The organism is Providencia rustigianii (assembly GCF_900637755.1).
GTDB classification, from domain to species: domain Bacteria; phylum Pseudomonadota; class Gammaproteobacteria; order Enterobacterales; family Enterobacteriaceae; genus Providencia; species Providencia rustigianii.
Genome location: NZ_LR134396.1, coordinates 548,915 through 566,183, shown reverse-complemented (window position 1 = coordinate 566,183; position 17,269 = coordinate 548,915). Strand labels below are relative to the sequence as shown.

The window sequence follows — 17,269 nt, the reverse complement described above, 5'->3', positions numbered from 1 at the left end:
TGTCCTTATTCCATCGCCAAACGCTGGCGACATTTTTGCAACTCTTTTCCGTGTTCATCCGCTAATGCGGCTTCACGTAATTCGCGTAGATTAATGGGGGCTAATTGGCTACCTTGGCGCTCAACAATGTCCATCAATACTTGGAAGTTGCGCAATCCACGGGCATGAGTATCGCTATAGCCTTTAACCACCCGCTGACATTGCGCAATTTCAGTCGCAAGAGCAGGATTATTTTTCGCCGCATCAACCACTACCGCTAACCATTTTTCAATACGATTATTTTCAAGTTGATAACGTAATGTTGAGCGTCTTCCCCGTCGCCATGCTGCAAGCACGTATAACTGTAAGAAGCCCCATAAAGAACTGGTAGTGATCGTGCGCCCCTTTTGGGCAAATTTGCGAACGGCTTTGTGAACCCAATGTGGCTTCATCAACCAGTTACCTAAATTTTTGGGAAGCGTTTCGCAAATCTCTTCAATTCTCGGATGCATAAATTCATTGATGTCTAACAGTTGGCTATCTTTGGCTTGCACTTCATTGCGTACCCGAGCAAAGCGGCTATCACGAATTTTGAGATCTGCCACACGGATGGTGTCTTCATAAGACATCCATAACGCTAAGTGGCGCACCAAAGCACGTTGCAGGCGTGGGTCATCACCGCCTTTTTGCGTAAACAGACTCTCGAGCCGATCTAAATACTGCTCAGCATATGCAGGGTCTTGGTAGTCAATAAGGCGACGAATGCCTTCAGTTGCTAAGTAATGAACATGCTCAGGGAATTGGTTATCAATACGGGAAAGGAGTTCCATAACATGCTTATTTTGGGGTGTTTTTACTACATTTTCAGCCACTTCAGCTTGGTAAGCCTCTTCGGGCTGTGCAGCTTTTTCTGCCCCCAGAGAAAATGCCCGCAAGCTAGGTTTAACACCGACGCCGCCTCGCATAATGGTTTCTTCAAATTGTTCACGGCTAAATGGCAACACGCCGGAACCGAACAGAGCACCAAACAGAACCGCACTGATCACACTGCCACTGTCTTGAGCGGCTTGAGCCATATCAAAATGAATAAATTGGCGCGCTGCTTGCCCTGTATGGCGTATCAATGCTTGGCTATCAACACGTCCATCTCCCATTGCCGATTTTTCTGCAATGGAGTAAACCCGATGGGTCGAGCTCACCAACGTGGTGCGTTCAGGAGTTACAAAACCACGCTGTACCGCACGCCCCGCTTCCATCAATTCAGATGCTAATACGATATCGACATCTCCCGGCATTGGCATTAATGCCAACACGGGCGCCGGAGTTTCTGGGTTATCAGCCCCGGGAAATAGCTCCACATAATAGATTGTTGCCCCTGTACGTTGAGCGACACCAGGGACCGACGTCGTTTGCGCAAAATAGCCGTTTTCTTCGCCAAGATTAACAATCCAATCGGCAAGAACGCCGCCACCTTCGCCACCCATGGCGAGAATGGCGATTTTTATCGGCTGTAATGCCATTAAAGGTTGTGTCATTTGCTGCCCCTTAGAAACTCAGTTGTTCACGGCGGCGTGCATCACGACGCTGTAAGAAGCCAATAAACCAGCCGCGAACACGGTGGCGCAATTTGTCCCAACCATTTGGATTGGTAATAATTTGAGCTTTGAAGAATGATGGACACAGCACTGCGGCATGGGAAACTTCACCGCACAAACCACACCCTACACAACTGTCCATCACCGTTGCGACAGGATCGGTACGCAGTGGATCTGGATTTGGCTTGATCGATAATGATGGGCAGCCCGATAAACGAATACAGGAATGATCCCCAGTGCAGGTATCAGGATCAATACCGAAACGTTCACGAACAACACGTTTACCCGTAGAAATATCATGACGAACTTTTTTCTTTTCGCGACGCTGTTTATTCAACATACATTCGCTTTGCGCAATCAGAACTTTGGGGCCTTTTTCTGTAGTCGTCAGCGCTTCACGCAACGTCTTCGTCATCGTTTTTAAGTCATAGGTATGCTTAATCGTTTTTACCCAACTGACCCCCACACCTTTCACCGCATTTTCAATTTCATGACCTGTGCTACGCGTTGGATTCAGGGCTGTTGAAGAGAGAATATCTTGCCCACCCGTTGCTGACGTGTAGTTATTATCAATCACGATAGTTAAGTTATCGCTGCGGTTGAAAACACTATTGGCAATCCCGCTGGTTAAACCGTTATGCCAAAAACCACCATCGCCCATCACTGCAATTGCACGCTTTCCTGCATTGGCATTTAATGCAGCAGTTCCCGCACCACCTAAACCGTAGCCCATCGTAGTGTTGCCGAGGTTAAATGGAGGAAGAATAGAGAACAGATGGCAGCCAATATCTGCGCTAATGTGATGTTCCCCTAATTCACGCTCAACCAGCTTCATGGCAGTAAAAATTGGTCGTTCAGGGCAACCCGTACAAAATCCGGGTGGGCGCGCATGTACGGTTTCATTTAAAGTGGGTTCTGCTGCGTTAATATATTCAGGCAAATCATCGTCAGCTTTTACTGCGGCCACATTAATGGTTGGAATACGAATTTGGTTTGTCGCAGCTTTAACTTGTGGTTCAATTTTTCCGTAGCGTTCAAAGAAGGAGCGCAGCCCCGCTAATACCGTCGCGGTATTGTATTCGCCCGCCAAAGGCAGCATATCTTTGCCATGAAGTGCGATATCAATATCCCGCTGGCGTAAGATGTTCGCCACATTCTGCTCAACAAAGTTTGGTTGCCCCTCTTCCAAAACTAAAATAGCTTTTTTATTGCGGCAAAAACGTTCGAATTCTTCGTCGACTAGTGGGTATGCCACATTCATGACATATAAGGGAATTTTGCTATTGCCAAACACATCAGCTAGTCCAACCTTATTCAGCGCACGAATTAAGGTGTTATAGCATCCTCCTTGCAAGGCGATGCCGACATCATCAGCACCTTCAGCAAAAAATTCATTAAGTTCACGATCTTGGATAAATTTAATCGCAGCTGGCCAACGTGCCTCTATCTTCTCTTTTTCATGCAAGAAACTGGCGGGAGGCAGTACGATACGGCTCACATCTCGGGTCGGATTTTCCAACGCATCCTTTATCGTAAATTTAGGATATTGGTTTTCTGAGCACGTAAATTGTCCGTGGACATGGCAAGAACGAATGCGCATTTGCAGCATAACGGGGGTGTTGCTGGCTTCAGACAGATCAAAACCATCTTTTACCGCCTGAACAATCGACGGTAAATTAGGGCGAGGATCGAGTAACCACATTTGGGATTTCATGGCAAAAGCATGACTGCGCTCTTGCATTATGGAGGAGCCTTCGCCGTAATCTTCACCGACGATGATCAAAGCCCCGCCTAGCACACCACCAGACGCTAAGTTTGCTAACGCATCAGAAGCGACGTTTGTCCCAACCGTGGCTTTGAACGTCACGGCACCACGTAATGGGTAGTTAACTGAAGCCGCTAACGTTGCCGCTGCGGTTGCTTCACTGGCACTGTTTTCAAAACGGATGCCATATTCAGATAAAATATCTTGGGCGTCCGCAAGCACGTCCATTAGATGGGAAATCGGCGATCCTTGATATCCAGCGACGTAGGAAACACCAGATTCAAGTAATGCTTTAGTGACAGCAAGGATCCCTTCGCCACTGAAGATTTCACCTTCGCCTTGCCGTAATTTTTGAACTTCTTGAACAAACGAGCGCTCAGCCATTTTAACCTCACCAGTCAACGTCAGACCGTTTTTATCTTTTTTGTGTTTCTTTCTTGTATCTCATTTGTTAATAATCGGTCAATGCATGATTAATCATGCATATTAGATTTTTGCAGAGAGTGGATAGGAGATGCATGTAATGGACAAAATCATTGTAAAACAATGAAAAAATTATACATACGGCCCCAAGCAACGGTGATTTAAGGCTATATATGGCTGTTTAAATGAAAATTGAAAATTCGCATTTACTCTCAATAAATCCTTACAATCCAAGTGGATTTAGAGAATTATGCCAATAAAAAACGCAATAACCAGATAGAAATTGTCATGACTAACAAATAAGCAGATAAACACAGATAACAATATGAAAGATCATATATTTAGAGCTGAAATCAAAATAAAATCACTTTATTTTTTATATTGTTATGGAAATCACAATCAGTAAACTCTTTATAATTTTTTGCATTATCTGGATAGTTTTTGCACAAATATACCTAGGTAAGCCATTTTCTTTATGCTATGTTCGAAACATAATTAGTTACAGATAGTTTAATAAAATGTTAACAAATCGACCCGTATAAGAAGGTCGGAAATCATGAAAACAATAAGATATTTAAATATCCCGTAGATACCCTCACAAAGCACCATGAAATCGGTTAGTCCACACCGCCAATAACATGGTCAACCAAGGGTACTGTGTTTACTTTGGAGGCACCTCCTTATGTTGAGCAACTCATGGCCTTATACACCGGCACCTCAGATAGAGAATCAACTCTGCTCTTCTGAACGATTATTGTTTAGTTCTACGGATCCTGAAGAAATTAAATCCATGGTGGGAAGAGTGATGAAACCCCATGATTTTAAATTACTTAATCAACATCAAAGGCTTGATGCCCGAATGCATTACATTCCGATGGGGGATATTTCTCTCAGTCGGTTACGCTATGGTGCCGATGTCGCTATCACTCCGGGGCAACTCGAAGATTTTTTTCTCGTGCAAATGCCGCTATCCGGTAGTGCAACGATCGAAAGTGGCGGGAAAAGTATCGAATCTACGCCACACATGGCTTCTTTGCTCAGCCCTGAAGAGTCAACGGTGATGCGCTGGAATGGGGATAACGACCAGTTTATGTTGCGTATTTCGCGTTCTTTACTAGAACGTAGTTTAGTTGGTCAGCTTGGGCATACATTAGATAAGCCTTTAGTTTTTGAATTGGGATTTGCATGGCAATCTTGCATTGCGTGGCGCACCTTGATGAATTATCTGATTGAGTGCGCAACGAGAACCCCTGATTTGCTGCAACATAAATTGATTACCACCCAAGTTGAGCAGTTAGTTTCCGTGACCTTATTATCGACCCATCAACATAACTACCTAGAAGATTCTGGTATGCGCCGAGCCACAATTCGCCCACGTCATGTTCGCCGTGTTCAGGAATATTTAGAGGCGCATGCTCATGAGCCCATTACGGTTGAGCAACTCGCTCATATTGCCGGTGTGAGTTTGCGCAGTTTATACGCTGGCTTTAAAGAGTTTTTGGATATCAGCCCAATGCAATATTTACGGGATTTGCGCATGGAGCGAGTCCGTTCTGAATTGATGTCAGGTGAAGCCACCAGCGTGACTGGCGTTGCATTGCGTTGGGGATTTGCGCATATGGGGCGTTTTAGTGCGGAATATAAGCAACGCTATGGGGAAACGCCAAGCCAAAGTATGAAAAAGGCTTAGTGAACGACTATCATACACAGTCATTAAATCGACAGCGCTGGTTGTCTGCGCCCAGCGCTTTACTTTTCAGATATGAAAAACTCGGTCATCTCCAGTGGGTAACTCTATCGTTAAACTCACTTTACCCCCATCGCTTCAATATAGCGCTTCAACGTTGAGAGTTTAATATCATTCCCTCTTTGCTCTATCTAGGTGATCGCAGGTTGAGATACGCCAAGATTATTTGCTAACGTTTTCTGTGAAATATTTAGCTCTTCCCTTAAAAGCTGTAATCCCGTCTCTAACACCAATGTATCAGTAAGATTTTTGATTCTTTCCTGACTTTCTTGAGAACGCTCAGCAATGGCTTGTTTTAACTTTTTCATTATTACCCTCATATAAGTTTTAGCTTATGCGAGACATATAAGCCATAGCTTATATGTCAAATTCAAAATGAGAAAAAACGAATTTATAAGCTCGAACAACTCAAAAATCAGCAGCCTTTCGGCTGCCAATTAAAGATTGAGGGATTAAAACGGTATGGAGGCTTTGAGGTAAATCTGTGAGCCTTCAGGGCGGTTTTCAACTGCAAAATCTTTTTCCCACTTGGCAGTAAATAACCAACCTTGTGGATTTGCGTAGCGAATTGACGGTCCGACGGCAAAGGCTTGTGCCTTGCCTTGTGCCGAGTTTGGTCCGCTATCATTGGTAGTTTGCATAAACCCATATCCACCAATCCCCGCGACCCAGCCATTACCGAAGCCCCAGCCTAGGGCATAATCCGCATGGAAAGCTTGCCCTGAACGTGTATCCGTATCGTTATTGCGGAAGTTAAAGTCATACATCATTTTTAAATCCGCATTCACACCCACGGGTGGAATATAGCTGATCGCCCACACAGGCTGTAATGCCCAGTAATTCTTACCTAAACTCGATGGGTCAGTTTTACTGTATTTTCCTGTTGGTGCATAGGCATCCAATCCCACCACATAATGTAAGTCAGCAGAAGGATGAAAACCTAAAGCGGGACCGAATGTGATATCCCCTAATCCTCGGCTAGTTTCTTTATTTCCAGCGGCTTTTGCCGTGACATCCAGTAAAGGAATAATGGTATGAAAGGCAAGATCGCCACCAAACACTTTTTGATCGGTAACCCAGATAAGGCGTGGTGCTAATACGTTAACATTGACGCTAAATCCGGGAATAGGAATTTTGTCACCTTTATTATCACGAACGCTGTCGTAATGGGCATTTCCACCGTACATTAGGACATGCACACCCTGCGGTGGCAGCGCCCCTGACATAAAGTTTTCCAACCCATCAGGGTAGATCCCAAGACCGCCCCCTTCCGTTGCGACAGCACCAAATGACAGTGCACCTAAGCACGAGCCGACGAGAAGCTTATTGACCATTTCTTTATTCATCATGTTACCTGCCGCTATTGTTGTTTTTATGGTAGTTATTTTTATGGTTAAAAATGTATTACTGTGTTTGTCTTGCCAATGATGTTGTAACGCCCATTACCGCTTTTTTTTCGCTGCTAATTTCTCAGCGACTAAATACCCAGAACCCCCGCCAAGGCCGGGCCCCGGATGCGTTGAAGCTCCAATATGGAATAAGTTGTTGACCGCGGTTTGATGGGCTTTGGTTTGCCCTGATGCCGCAAAAGGTCGTAACCAGAAGAATTGGTCAGGGGAACAGGTTCCTGAATAAGGATCTCCACCAACCAAGTTACAGTTGTAATTTTCCAGATCCGCAGGGGAAATTGCCTTGCGACCGATAATTAATTGAGAAAAACCTGGCATCACCGTTTCCAGACGTCGCTGAATACGATCGGCTACTGCCTCACGAACCGTTTCATTCCAACGCCCATCTTCCGGAATTTCGATCTCTCCCGCTGCATCACCTTTTAAGCGACGTGGAAGTTCCTGCATTTGTATCCACAGAATCCATCCACCTTCAGGTGCGCGGCTCGGATCTAATGTTGTCGGCTGACCAATACCAAATGTCGGTTTATTGGGTAGATAGCCATTGTTGGCTTGAGTGACCGATAAGCAGACTTGCTCCATGCTTTCGGTAAAGTGAACTAATGGAACATTGAGCAGTTCAGGGTTGCACCACGGTGGAGGCGCACTCAACGCAAAATGAATTTGCATTCCGCCACGCCCATAGCGGTAGCCTTTCGCCCGTTGCTGAACTTGCGGAGAAACCTCATCGAGTAAAGATCCATATAATTGAGTCGGTGTCACATTGCATACCACACTTTCGTTGGCATGGATCACTTGCCCATTAACGCTAACACCGACAGCACGGCTATTTTTTCCACTACCTTGGGTGATAATTTTTTCAACATGGGTTCCTGTGCGCAGTTCTCCCCCATGTTGTTCAATGACCTTGGCAAAGGCTTCAACAATGCGATAACTGCCGCCTTTCACCACCGGCATTCCTCCAGCAACCACTGCCGCAAATGTCAGTTTTCCAATTAATGCGGAGCTGGCTTCATCAGGCCCTAATCCCGTATGTAATACCCATGGGGACATTAATGCGCGACTAAAATCATGTTGAAGTTCACGCTCAGACCAACGCCGAAAACTTTCCACACCCGATTTTGCGAAATCGAGTAACCCATCGACGCCCCGTTTACGCCACTCAGAAAACAGTAATTTGAACATCCCGCCGCTGTACGGGTTTTGTCCGAGTAAACCAAACGTCAGTGCCGCATCTGCGCTAAACAGTTTTTCTGCCATTTTTCGAAACACTAAACCATCACCGGGAGCAATAGCATCCAGCTGTTTTGCGGCTTCGCCAATATCCCGTTTTAAGGCAATAGACTGACCATCTGGCTGCACTAATCCTGTGGAATAGTCACATTGTGCAAATTCCAGTCCATGGGGTTTTAAATACGGTTCTAACTCTTGATAACCCGGGCTACCAACAAACAGCGAATACCAACAGGAAAGGAGGTCGTGGGTATAACCGGCAAACAGTTCTTCGGTACGAATACAGCCGCCAAGGCGGTCATTACGTTCCAGTACCAATACTGATTTTCCGCGCACCGCTAATAAAGCGGCACACATCAGCGAATTCATCCCACTACCCACGACAATCACTTGGGGGTTAGATAAGGTTGTCATACCTCACCCCACCAGCGCTAGCACACGCAGTGGGCTACCCGAACCACCTTCAATTTTCAGCGGTGCCGCGACAATCACGACCCCAGTGGCTGGTAATTTATCGAGATTTTTTAAGCATTGCAGACCATATTTATTATTGCCATGCATCAAGGTGTGGCATGGATAGGGAATTGGCCAGCTATACGATTGTCCAGCATCCGTATTGATTGTTTCAACGCCAAAACCTTTAACATTACGCTGATGAATCAGCCATTCCACCGCCTCTTGTGAAGGACCCGGAGTATGGGCACCATCTTCACGCATATTCACATAGGCTTCTGGATTGTCAGATTTTTTAGACCAATCCGTGCGTAATAGTACCCATGCCGCTTGGGGAATTTTGCCGTGTTTTTCTTCCCACTTTTGTAAAAAATCTACCGTCAGTATCCAGTCTGGGTTTTGTGCCACTTCTTTACTCGCATCCACCACTACAGCAGGAGCGATGAAGTTTTTTAGCGGAATGGTATCTACCGTATTATTGGGTTGGTCTTTGCCACTAACCCAGTGAATAGGTGCATCAAAGTGGGTTCCAGTATGCTCTCCACAGCTAAAATTATTCCAATACCAACCCGGACCATTTTCATCGTAGCGTGAGATTTGCTCCATCTTAAATGACCATACTTGCCCAAACTCAGCAGGCAGCTGTAACGCAGGAAATGAAGGCGATAAGGTTTGCGTCAAGTCGATAATTTGAATATTGCCTTTTTGTAATTCACTGGCGAATGACATCAAAGTTTGCTGTTCCATACTCTCTCCTGCGCTTATTGCGCTTCATGTAGAGCGGTAAATGAACCGCTGTGGAAAACTAAAGGCTTACCAGTTTCACTGCCGATGCGGCGAACATGACCCACCATCAATAAGTGATCTCCGATATGATCTTGTTTGTGGTTTTCACAAACTAAGGTCACTAATGCCCCATGTAATGCGGGAATACCCTCTGGAGTGATGTGGATTGCCACATCGTCAAACTTGTTTTCAATGCGCGGGTTAGCAAAACGCATTGCAAGCTCTTGGTGATCTTTCCCCAAAATATTGATGGTGAAATGCTGGCAATCACGAAATACCGCAAGGTTTGGAGAGTGATTAACTAAGCTCCATAGCACCAACGGTGGATCCAAAGAGAGTGATGCAAATGAGTTGATGGTTAGCCCCACATCACGCCCGTCTGCCGTGCGCGTGGTCACAATTGCGACCCCTGTCGGGTAGCAACCCAATAAATTGCGTAAGGTTTTTGATTCAAATTCGGTATGACCCCATTCGCTATCACACATGAGCGTATCCTCTGCAATCATCGACATACTGATTCTCCTACGAAGCGCGAACTTCTTCTTGCATCAACGATTGAATATAAGCATCGCAGGCATGGGCATCGTGCCACCATGGTGCAAGTACGGGTGGGTAGTTAAAGGCGTTTGCGACCGTGTGAGCTAAAGCTGGTAATTGTTGCGCTGCGCCTAACACGTTAAGAACATGGGGCTCTGGTGGTGCTAACAGTGCATTTGTCCACTCCACCACATGGCGACCGTATTTCCAGAATTGTTCGAATGTTTCGTTCATCCACTGTGCGGTATATGGCTTGTCGCCGTGGGCGAGTATCGCGTCATAGTAAACTTTGCAGGCTTTAGTGGCGTTGTTAGAACCTTGGCCCGTTAATGGATCATTGGTGACTAATGCATCGCCGAGTCCAAACACAATTTTGCCTGATGGCAGAGTCAATACGGGCTTGCGTACCGTTGGAGCAAAGCGTCCGGCTAAGATGCCATTTTCATCGGTTAATTCCACATGCTTGCAACGTTCAGCTTCCCACGGTAAATAGGTTTCAATGATCTTTTTGCTGTATGCCAGATGCTCTTGCGGTGTACGCGCCTCGCCCCATTGATCCATCGGTCCACCCGGTACACCTTCAAATACCATGATGTGACAATCGCCGCTGTTGGTCAGAGATGGGAAGACAAAGTATTCGCCAACACCTGGGATCAGGTTGAAGGAAACTTGGGAATATTCAGGAGTTGGCAACATGCCGTGAACATAGGTCAAAGCCAGCGCACGTTGGGGTTTATCATATGGCGAGCGAGAAGGATCGCGCTCTAGTAGCTTCACAATTTCCCCTTTACCACCCGCAAGGATCACCAAATCGTGGGTTTCTGCTAAACGTTCTAATTCTGCAACGCCAACATCTTCGATACGCAAATCACCGCCACGAGCAGCAAACAGCTCCATCCAATACGGCATTTTGATGCGCTGATCCACCGCTTGCGCATAGTTATCTAAACGGGAGCGCCAAGTAATGGCTTTTTCACCCGGTTTTTCTGGATGGGGAACCGTAAAACCAATCCCTTCGACAGGTGGACATTTGTCTTCCCAGAAGTTGATCCCTAAATCGCGCTCAAATTGTAGCGAGATATCAAACATGCATTGGCTGGACATCACTCGGCCATTTTTGACATCATCTGGGGTTCGATTGGTGGCAACAGTAACTTCATAGCCTTTATCTAATAGCCCTAATGCCAATGGCATACCCGCCTGACCACCACCTACGATTGCTATACGACGCATAGTTGTTTCCTCGATGAGATTAAAATAACGATGTCTTATTCAGCAAGACGGGGAATTGCGGGTTTAGCCTGTTCAGGCCCCATAGCGGAATAACCGCCATCGACAGCGTAATCTGCGCCAGTCACGAAACTCGCCAGATCAGAAAGTAGGAATGCGACAACTTGAGCAACCTCTTCAGGGTCGCCAACACGTTGTAAAAGGTGATAATCCGCTGCAACGCGGTCAGTTTTTTGGCGGTCGCCGCCCGTAATTTCATCCATCACGCGAGACCATGTCCAGCCCGGAGAAACCGAGTTCACTCGGATGCCATCTGGCGCATAGTCCATGGCTTGGCTACGAGTGACTTCCAACATGGTGGCTTTCGATGCGGGATAGAGCCAACGACCTGTTTGCGCAACCGATGAGGAGATACTGGTAAAGTTAACAATGGCGCCTTTTTCAGCATTGGCTAAATGCGGTTTAGCAAACTGCGCTGCCATTACTGCACTGACCACATTGATATTTAAAGCCGTTAACCAATCTTGACGTGAAGATGCTTGACCGTCATCCAGATAGGTCGCGGCCAGATTAACCAAAAAATCGAGTTGCCCATATTTTTGCGCAACACGGTCAATTCCTTGTTTGAGCTGCTGATCATCGGTGATATCTACCGGTAAGAAATCGATATTAGGCTCTGACTGAGCCACCTTTTCACCGTTAACCTTATCGATATCAAAAATGGTAACTTTGACACCATAAGAACATAATATTTTTGCCACTGTTGCGCCGATTTTAGTTGCGCCACCCGTGACAATGGCAATTTTGTTATTCAAACCTTTCATCGCTGTGCCCTCTTTGCTCACAATGCATTCACAAAAAATTAACATGAAGCATCATTACGCAAGATCAGCAAAAAGCTGTAGCCTATATGCGCAAAGATTATCCGCTCAGCGCGGCAATTTGAATAATAAGGTAATGATAATATTGGAGAAATAGCCACATTTTGCAGTGACTATCCAGATAATGAAAAGTGTGATTTAAGGACGTTCTAGAATCTGAGCTCCTGAGCCTTTATTTCCGAGGACATCTTCAGGGTTGCGCAAAGGGCAGTCACTAAGGGAAAGGCAGCCACAACCAATGCAGTGGTCTAATTCATTGCGTAACCGAGTTAACTGTTTGATTCGCCTATCTAATGAACTTTTCCATTCTGTCGACATTCCTTTCCATTCCTCTGACGTTAACTTGCTATTCGCCGGGAATTTGCCTAATGCATCTTGGATCTCTTTGAGAGGGATTCCGGTGCTTTGTGCCACTTTTATAATTGCAATATAGCGTAAAACGACTGGCGGAAAACGGCGCTGATTTCCTTGAGTTCGAGCACTTTGAATCAGCCCTTTTGACTCGTAAAAATGCACCGTAGAGACCGGGACTCCTGAGCGTTTAGCGACCTCACCCACCGTTAATGCACGCGTAAAATCTATTTGTTCTTGTTTGATTTTACCCGTTTTTATCGTTTTCGTGCCTTTATCTGCCATTTTCACTTGTCTCTATTGACCTCAACTTAACTTAACTTAAGGTTTTATAGTGCCCGCCACAGTTTGTCAATTTAAGATGCTCAATGATAATGAATAAAAGACACCTCACTCTGCTATGTGCTGCGCTCATTGCAGTTGGCGGCGGCGCAGTGATTTACTCGACTTACGCCAACACTGATAATAAGCCACAGACCGCTTATCAATATCCACCCGTGAAAGTGGCTCTAGCCCCTGTCACCCTCGATAATGCACCACGAACGTTTTATGGCGTCGGAGAATTAGAAGCCGGAAGCCAAGTGTTTGTAGCTGCGGAAACCAGCGGGAGGATCACTAAAATTGGTTTTGAATCTGGGCAACAGGTTAAAAAAGGGCAATTACTGGTTCAGCTCAATGACGCCGTAGAGCGTGCCGACCTCGCCCGTTATCAAGCCCAATACCGTAATGCGTCTCGGTTGCATGAGCGAACACGATCATTATCTACCCAACATTTAGTGGCTGAAGCGCAAGTGGACAGTACCCGTGCCGAACGAGATATGGCACAAGGATTGATACAACAAACTCAAGCGTTAATTGCCCAAAAAGCCATTCATGCGCCCTTCGATGGCACCATTGGTATCCGTCAAGTCCATGAGGGCCAATATTTGAGTCCGGGAGAAGCTATCGCCAGCCTTGTCGATACGCAAACTCTGAAACTGAATTTCTCATTGGATGAGCAAGCATCCCCGGAATTACATCAAGGACAAGTGGTCGATATTACCGTCGACGCTTATCCTGACACCCCATTCCCTGCACGGATCACCGCGATTGATCCATTGATTGGTAAATCCCGAACCGTCGCCTTGCAAGCCACTCTCGATAACAGCAATGGTCAGCTTAAAGCGGGTATGTATGCCAACGTTAATGTGGTGCGCCAAGCCAATAACCAAGTGCTGACCATTCCTGAAACTGCCGTCACTTATACCGCTTATGGCGATACTGTTTTTATCGCAGAAGGCAGCGGTGAAGCGATGACCGCCAAACGTATTTCTGTGAAAACGGGTCAACGGTTTGATGGAAAAATTGAAATTGAGCATGGTTTAAATACTGGCGATCAGGTGGTCACATCCGGTCAATTGCGCCTAAATAATGGCTCAGCGATTACGCCAGTTTCCCAAGATACATTGGCTAAATCTACGTTAGATACCGCTCAAGGGTCATAAGGAAGGACGCTATGAAATTCACGGATCTGTTTGTACGTCGACCTGTTCTCGCGCTGGTGGTAAGTGCCTTGATCGTATTAGTCGGTTTATTTGCGCTGAGTAAATTACCTATTCGCCAATACCCACAGTTAGAAAGTGCCACCATCACGATTAGTACTCAATACCCCGGAGCCTCTGCCAAGTTGATGCAAGGCTTTGTGACCCAACCTATTGCACAAGCGGTTTCTTCTGTAGAAGGTGTGGATTATTTATCCTCTTCTTCCGTTCAAGGTAGTAGCCTTGTTACCGTCAGGATGGAGTTAAACCGCGATTCAACTCAAGCCCTTACCCAAGTCATGGCAAAGGTAAATCAGGTGCGTTATAAGCTACCAAAAGAAGCCTATGACCCCGTGATTGAGCTTTCTTCAGGGGAATCCACTGCGGTTGCTTATATTGGATTCGCCAGCACCGAATTATCAATACCCGCCCTAACTGACTATATTTCTCGGGTCGTTGAGCCGATGTATTCGTCAATCGATGGCGTCGCAAAAGTGCAAGTTTTTGGTGGGCAGCAACTTGCCATGCGCCTATGGTTAGATGCGGATAAACTTGCGGGACGGGGTATTTCTGCCGCTGAAGTTGCGCAAGCCGTACGCCAAAATAACTACCAAGCCGCCCCCGGTAAGGTAAAAGGTGAATATGTTATTTCCAACGTGTATGTGAATACCGATTTAACCAACGTAGAAGAGTTCCGTGATTTAGTGATCCGTAACGATGGAAATGGATTAGTTCGCCTGAAAGATGTTGGAACCGTGGAACTCGGCGCATCTTCCACTGAAACCAGCGGCTTGATGAATGGTGAACCAGCAATCTATTTAGGTCTGTTCGCAACCCCCACAGGAAACCCGCTGGTGATTGTCGATGGTATGAACGCCTTAATGCCTGATATCGTCAAAACCCTGCCTCCGGGAGTCAAGATCGAGATGGCGTTTGAGACCTCTCGTTTTATCAAAGCCTCCATTGATCAAGTGATTAATACCTTAGTCGAAGCATTACTGATCGTGATCGCGGTGATCTATTTATGCTTAGGCTCCATCCGCAGTGTGATCATTCCCATTCTCGCCATTCCCTTATCCATGTTGGGTGCCGCTGCGCTGATGATGGCATTTGGTTTTAGCGTCAATTTATTGACGCTATTAGCCATGGTTCTGGCGATTGGCTTGGTCGTCGATGATGCCATTGTGGTGGTAGAAAACGTCCATCGACATATTGAAGAGGGAAAATCGCCCGTACTTGCTGCATTAATTGGTGCTCGTGAAGTGGCAGGCCCTGTTATCGCCATGACCATTACGCTAGCGGCAGTGTATGCCCCCATTGGATTGATGTCTGGGCTAACTGGGGCATTATTTAAAGAATTTGCGTTAACATTAGCAGGTGCAGTGATCGTTTCAGGCATCGTCGCCCTGACCCTCTCGCCGGTCATGAGTTCGTTTATGCTGAACTCAAAACAAAATGAAGGGCGTATGGCGCGCATGGCGGAAACCTTTTTTAATACCCTCGCCAACTACTACACCGCCGTTTTAAATTTCTCCCTGAAAAACCGTTGGATCACGGGCATTTTAGCGTTAGGTGTGGTGATTAGTTTACCCATACTGTATCAAGCAGCCCCTCGTGAATTAGCCCCTGTTGAAGACCAATCCAGTGTTTTAACAGCGATTAAGTCTCCACAACATGCCAATCTTGAGTATGTTGAGCGTTTTTCTCGCAAGTTACACAATGTATTCATGGATCTACCAGAAACTGAAAGTACGTGGATAATTAACGGGACAGATGGGCCTTCCGCCAGTTTTGGGGGAACCAATCTCTCTTCTTGGGAGCAACGCAATCGCCCAGCTTCCGAAATTCAATCCGACTTACAAGCGCGAGTCGGCGAGGTAGAAGGCAACAGTATTTTTGTGTTCCAACTCCCTGCATTACCGGGTTCTACAGGTGGGTTACCCATTCAGATGGTGATAAAAAGCCCGCAAGATTACCCTGTCCTGTATCGCACCATGGAAGAGATCAAACAAAAAGCCCGTGAAAGTGGATTATTTATGGTGGTAGATAGCGATCTTGACTACAACAACCCCGTCGTTGAAGTGCGAATTAACCGCTCTAAAGCGAACAGTTTGGGGATCCGTATGCAGGATATTGGGGAGTCCCTGACCTTGTTAGTCGGTGAAAACTACATTAACCGCTTTGGGATGGATGGCCGTTCCTACGATGTGATCCCACAAAGTTTGCGCAATCAGCGTTTAACGCCGGAAGCACTCTCTCGCCACTATGTGAAAGCACAAGATAGCAGCATGATCCCGCTATCAACGGTCGTTGAGATTTCAACCCAAGTTGAACCTAATAAACTGACTCAATTTAACCAACAAAATGCGGCTATTTTCCAAGCTATTCCGGCACCGGGGGTGACATTAGGGCAAGCGGTCGCCTACTTAGATGAGATTGCGAGCGAATTACCCGCGGGCTTTAGCCATGACTGGCAATCAGATTCTCGCCAATATAAGCAAGAAGGCAATACGCTCGCCTTTGCCTTTATGGCTGCGTTGGTCATTATTTATCTGGTATTAGCGGCACAATATGAAAGCCTTGTTGATCCATTGATTATTTTAATCACCGTTCCGTTATCTATCTGTGGCGCCTTGATCCCACTCGCATTGGGCTATGCCACCTTGAATATTTATACCCAAATAGGCTTAGTCACCTTGATTGGTTTGATCAGTAAACATGGGATCTTGATGGTGGAATTTGCCAATGAACTGCAAGCCAATGAAGGGCTTGATAAACGCCAAGCAATTTTGAAAGCGGCACAAATTCGTCTGCGTCCTATCTTGATGACCACTGCCGCCATGGTGATTGGCTTGGTTCCATTGCTGTTCGCCACGGGCGCTGGCGCCAATAGCCGCTTTGGATTGGGGCTGGTTATTGTCACGGGAATGCTGATTGGTACCCTGTTTACTTTATTTGTACTGCCAACAATTTATTCATTATTGGCTCGTAACCATAGCGCAAATGCATTGACCCCAAGACGCTATGAACTCGCAGAAGCGGATCGTCTAATTAAAGAGGAAGATGCAAAATGAATTATTCTTCATTAAACCCTATTTCATTAACCACCAATCGCAAAGAGAAACGCGGTACCCGTGAAGATAAGCAGCAAGCGTTTTCAGGTAACCCAATGAGTAATAGCGCAATGATGATGATTTACCACTGTTACCCCGCGCGTTCTAAGCAAAAAAGTGCAGAAAACTCATTCTATAAATAGCCCCATAAAAAGAGCCGCATCAATGTAACGTAAACCCCTAATATTGGAGACCTCATAATTAGGGGTTAAACGACGCTTAATATTTAGAATTGATTAGAGGTATT

At 46.0% G+C, this 17,269-nt stretch carries 13 protein-coding genes and 1 pseudogene; 4 read left to right on the top strand and 10 right to left on the bottom strand.

Annotation, left to right across the window (positions count from 1 at the left end):
- Positions 1 to 5: 5 nt before the first annotated feature.
- Positions 6 to 1,514 carry an indolepyruvate oxidoreductase subunit beta family protein gene (locus tag EL244_RS02540; RefSeq protein WP_126458508.1) on the bottom strand — a complete coding sequence of 503 codons (1,509 nt, stop codon included), beginning with the start codon at positions 1,512 to 1,514 and terminating at the stop codon, positions 6 to 8.
- 10 nt (positions 1,515 to 1,524) lie between these two features.
- Positions 1,525 to 3,723 (bottom strand): thiamine pyrophosphate-dependent enzyme, encoded by a 2,199-nt coding sequence (locus tag EL244_RS02535; RefSeq protein ID WP_126458505.1) that lies wholly within the window; start codon positions 3,721 to 3,723, stop codon positions 1,525 to 1,527.
- A 721-nt stretch (positions 3,724 to 4,444) separates the two neighbouring features.
- On the opposite strand from EL244_RS02535, the gene EL244_RS02530 reads away from it, so the two are divergent.
- A complete protein-coding gene (locus EL244_RS02530) occupies positions 4,445 to 5,452 on the top strand; it encodes an AraC family transcriptional regulator (RefSeq protein WP_039855752.1) in 1,008 nt (335 codons plus the stop codon).
- A 66-nt stretch (positions 5,453 to 5,518) separates the two neighbouring features.
- On the opposite strand, the pseudogene EL244_RS02525 reads toward EL244_RS02530, so the two are convergent.
- The 8 genes and pseudogenes from EL244_RS02525 to soxR form a co-directional block, all read right to left on the bottom strand.
- Positions 5,519 to 5,817 (bottom strand): annotated as a pseudogene (locus EL244_RS02525) (helix-turn-helix domain-containing protein).
- Positions 5,818 to 5,961: 144 nt separating this feature from the next.
- Positions 5,962 to 6,858: a SphA family protein gene (locus EL244_RS02520; protein ID WP_006816016.1), complete on the bottom strand. Its 897-nt coding sequence runs from the start codon at positions 6,856 to 6,858 to the stop codon at positions 5,962 to 5,964.
- Between the two features lie 93 nt (positions 6,859 to 6,951).
- Positions 6,952 to 8,565, bottom strand: a complete 1,614-nt coding sequence (locus EL244_RS02515; RefSeq protein WP_126458502.1) for a phytoene desaturase family protein — start codon at positions 8,563 to 8,565, stop codon at positions 6,952 to 6,954.
- 3 nt (positions 8,566 to 8,568) lie between these two features.
- Complete coding sequence (locus EL244_RS02510; RefSeq protein ID WP_126458499.1) at positions 8,569 to 9,351, bottom strand: cyclase family protein; 783 nt, start codon at positions 9,349 to 9,351, stop codon at positions 8,569 to 8,571.
- Between the two features lie 14 nt (positions 9,352 to 9,365).
- Positions 9,366 to 9,902 carry a flavin reductase family protein gene (locus EL244_RS02505; RefSeq protein ID WP_223844753.1) on the bottom strand — a complete coding sequence of 179 codons (537 nt, stop codon included), beginning with the start codon at positions 9,900 to 9,902 and terminating at the stop codon, positions 9,366 to 9,368.
- A 10-nt stretch (positions 9,903 to 9,912) separates the two neighbouring features.
- Positions 9,913 to 11,160 (bottom strand): styrene monooxygenase/indole monooxygenase family protein, encoded by a 1,248-nt coding sequence (locus tag EL244_RS02500; RefSeq protein WP_126458496.1) that lies wholly within the window; start codon positions 11,158 to 11,160, stop codon positions 9,913 to 9,915.
- Positions 11,161 to 11,195: 35 nt separating this feature from the next.
- Complete coding sequence (locus EL244_RS02495; protein WP_039855798.1) at positions 11,196 to 11,981, bottom strand: SDR family oxidoreductase; 786 nt, start codon at positions 11,979 to 11,981, stop codon at positions 11,196 to 11,198.
- Positions 11,982 to 12,176: 195 nt separating this feature from the next.
- Positions 12,177 to 12,674: a redox-sensitive transcriptional activator SoxR gene (gene soxR, locus EL244_RS02490; RefSeq protein ID WP_112836083.1), complete on the bottom strand. Its 498-nt coding sequence runs from the start codon at positions 12,672 to 12,674 to the stop codon at positions 12,177 to 12,179.
- A gap of 89 nt (positions 12,675 to 12,763) precedes the next feature.
- On the opposite strand from soxR, the gene EL244_RS02485 reads away from it, so the two are divergent.
- From EL244_RS02485 to EL244_RS02475, 3 genes are read left to right on the top strand one after another with little or no spacing between them, the layout of a single operon-like run.
- Positions 12,764 to 13,873, top strand: a complete 1,110-nt coding sequence (locus tag EL244_RS02485; protein WP_126458493.1) for an efflux RND transporter periplasmic adaptor subunit — start codon at positions 12,764 to 12,766, stop codon at positions 13,871 to 13,873.
- A gap of 11 nt (positions 13,874 to 13,884) precedes the next feature.
- The gene (locus tag EL244_RS02480; protein ID WP_126458490.1) at positions 13,885 to 16,983 is read left to right on the top strand and encodes a MexW/MexI family multidrug efflux RND transporter permease subunit; all 3,099 of its coding nucleotides are present in this window, start codon (positions 13,885 to 13,887) and stop codon (positions 16,981 to 16,983) included.
- Positions 16,980 to 17,165, top strand: coding sequence for a hypothetical protein (locus EL244_RS02475; RefSeq protein ID WP_126458488.1), 186 nt, complete (start codon positions 16,980 to 16,982; stop codon positions 17,163 to 17,165). The genes EL244_RS02480 and EL244_RS02475 overlap by 4 nt, the downstream gene beginning before the upstream one ends.
- Positions 17,166 to 17,269: the final 104 nt, after the last annotated feature.

Coding starts and splice junctions, on each gene's coding strand:
- EL244_RS02540 (WP_126458508.1), bottom strand. CDS start 1,514: ATGACACAACCTTTAATGGCATTACAGCCGATAAAAATCGCCATTCTC.
- EL244_RS02535 (WP_126458505.1), bottom strand. CDS start 3,723: ATGGCTGAGCGCTCGTTTGTTCAAGAAGTTCAAAAATTACGGCAAGGC.
- EL244_RS02530 (WP_039855752.1), top strand. CDS start 4,445: ATGTTGAGCAACTCATGGCCTTATACACCGGCACCTCAGATAGAGAAT.
- EL244_RS02520 (WP_006816016.1), bottom strand. CDS start 6,858: ATGATGAATAAAGAAATGGTCAATAAGCTTCTCGTCGGCTCGTGCTTA.
- EL244_RS02515 (WP_126458502.1), bottom strand. CDS start 8,565: ATGACAACCTTATCTAACCCCCAAGTGATTGTCGTGGGTAGTGGGATG.
- EL244_RS02510 (WP_126458499.1), bottom strand. CDS start 9,351: ATGGAACAGCAAACTTTGATGTCATTCGCCAGTGAATTACAAAAAGGC.
- EL244_RS02505 (WP_223844753.1), bottom strand. CDS start 9,902: ATGTCGATGATTGCAGAGGATACGCTCATGTGTGATAGCGAATGGGGT.
- EL244_RS02500 (WP_126458496.1), bottom strand. CDS start 11,160: ATGCGTCGTATAGCAATCGTAGGTGGTGGTCAGGCGGGTATGCCATTG.
- EL244_RS02495 (WP_039855798.1), bottom strand. CDS start 11,981: ATGAAAGGTTTGAATAACAAAATTGCCATTGTCACGGGTGGCGCAACT.
- soxR (WP_112836083.1), bottom strand. CDS start 12,674: ATGGCAGATAAAGGCACGAAAACGATAAAAACGGGTAAAATCAAACAA.
- EL244_RS02485 (WP_126458493.1), top strand. CDS start 12,764: ATGAATAAAAGACACCTCACTCTGCTATGTGCTGCGCTCATTGCAGTT.
- EL244_RS02480 (WP_126458490.1), top strand. CDS start 13,885: ATGAAATTCACGGATCTGTTTGTACGTCGACCTGTTCTCGCGCTGGTG.
- EL244_RS02475 (WP_126458488.1), top strand. CDS start 16,980: ATGAATTATTCTTCATTAAACCCTATTTCATTAACCACCAATCGCAAA.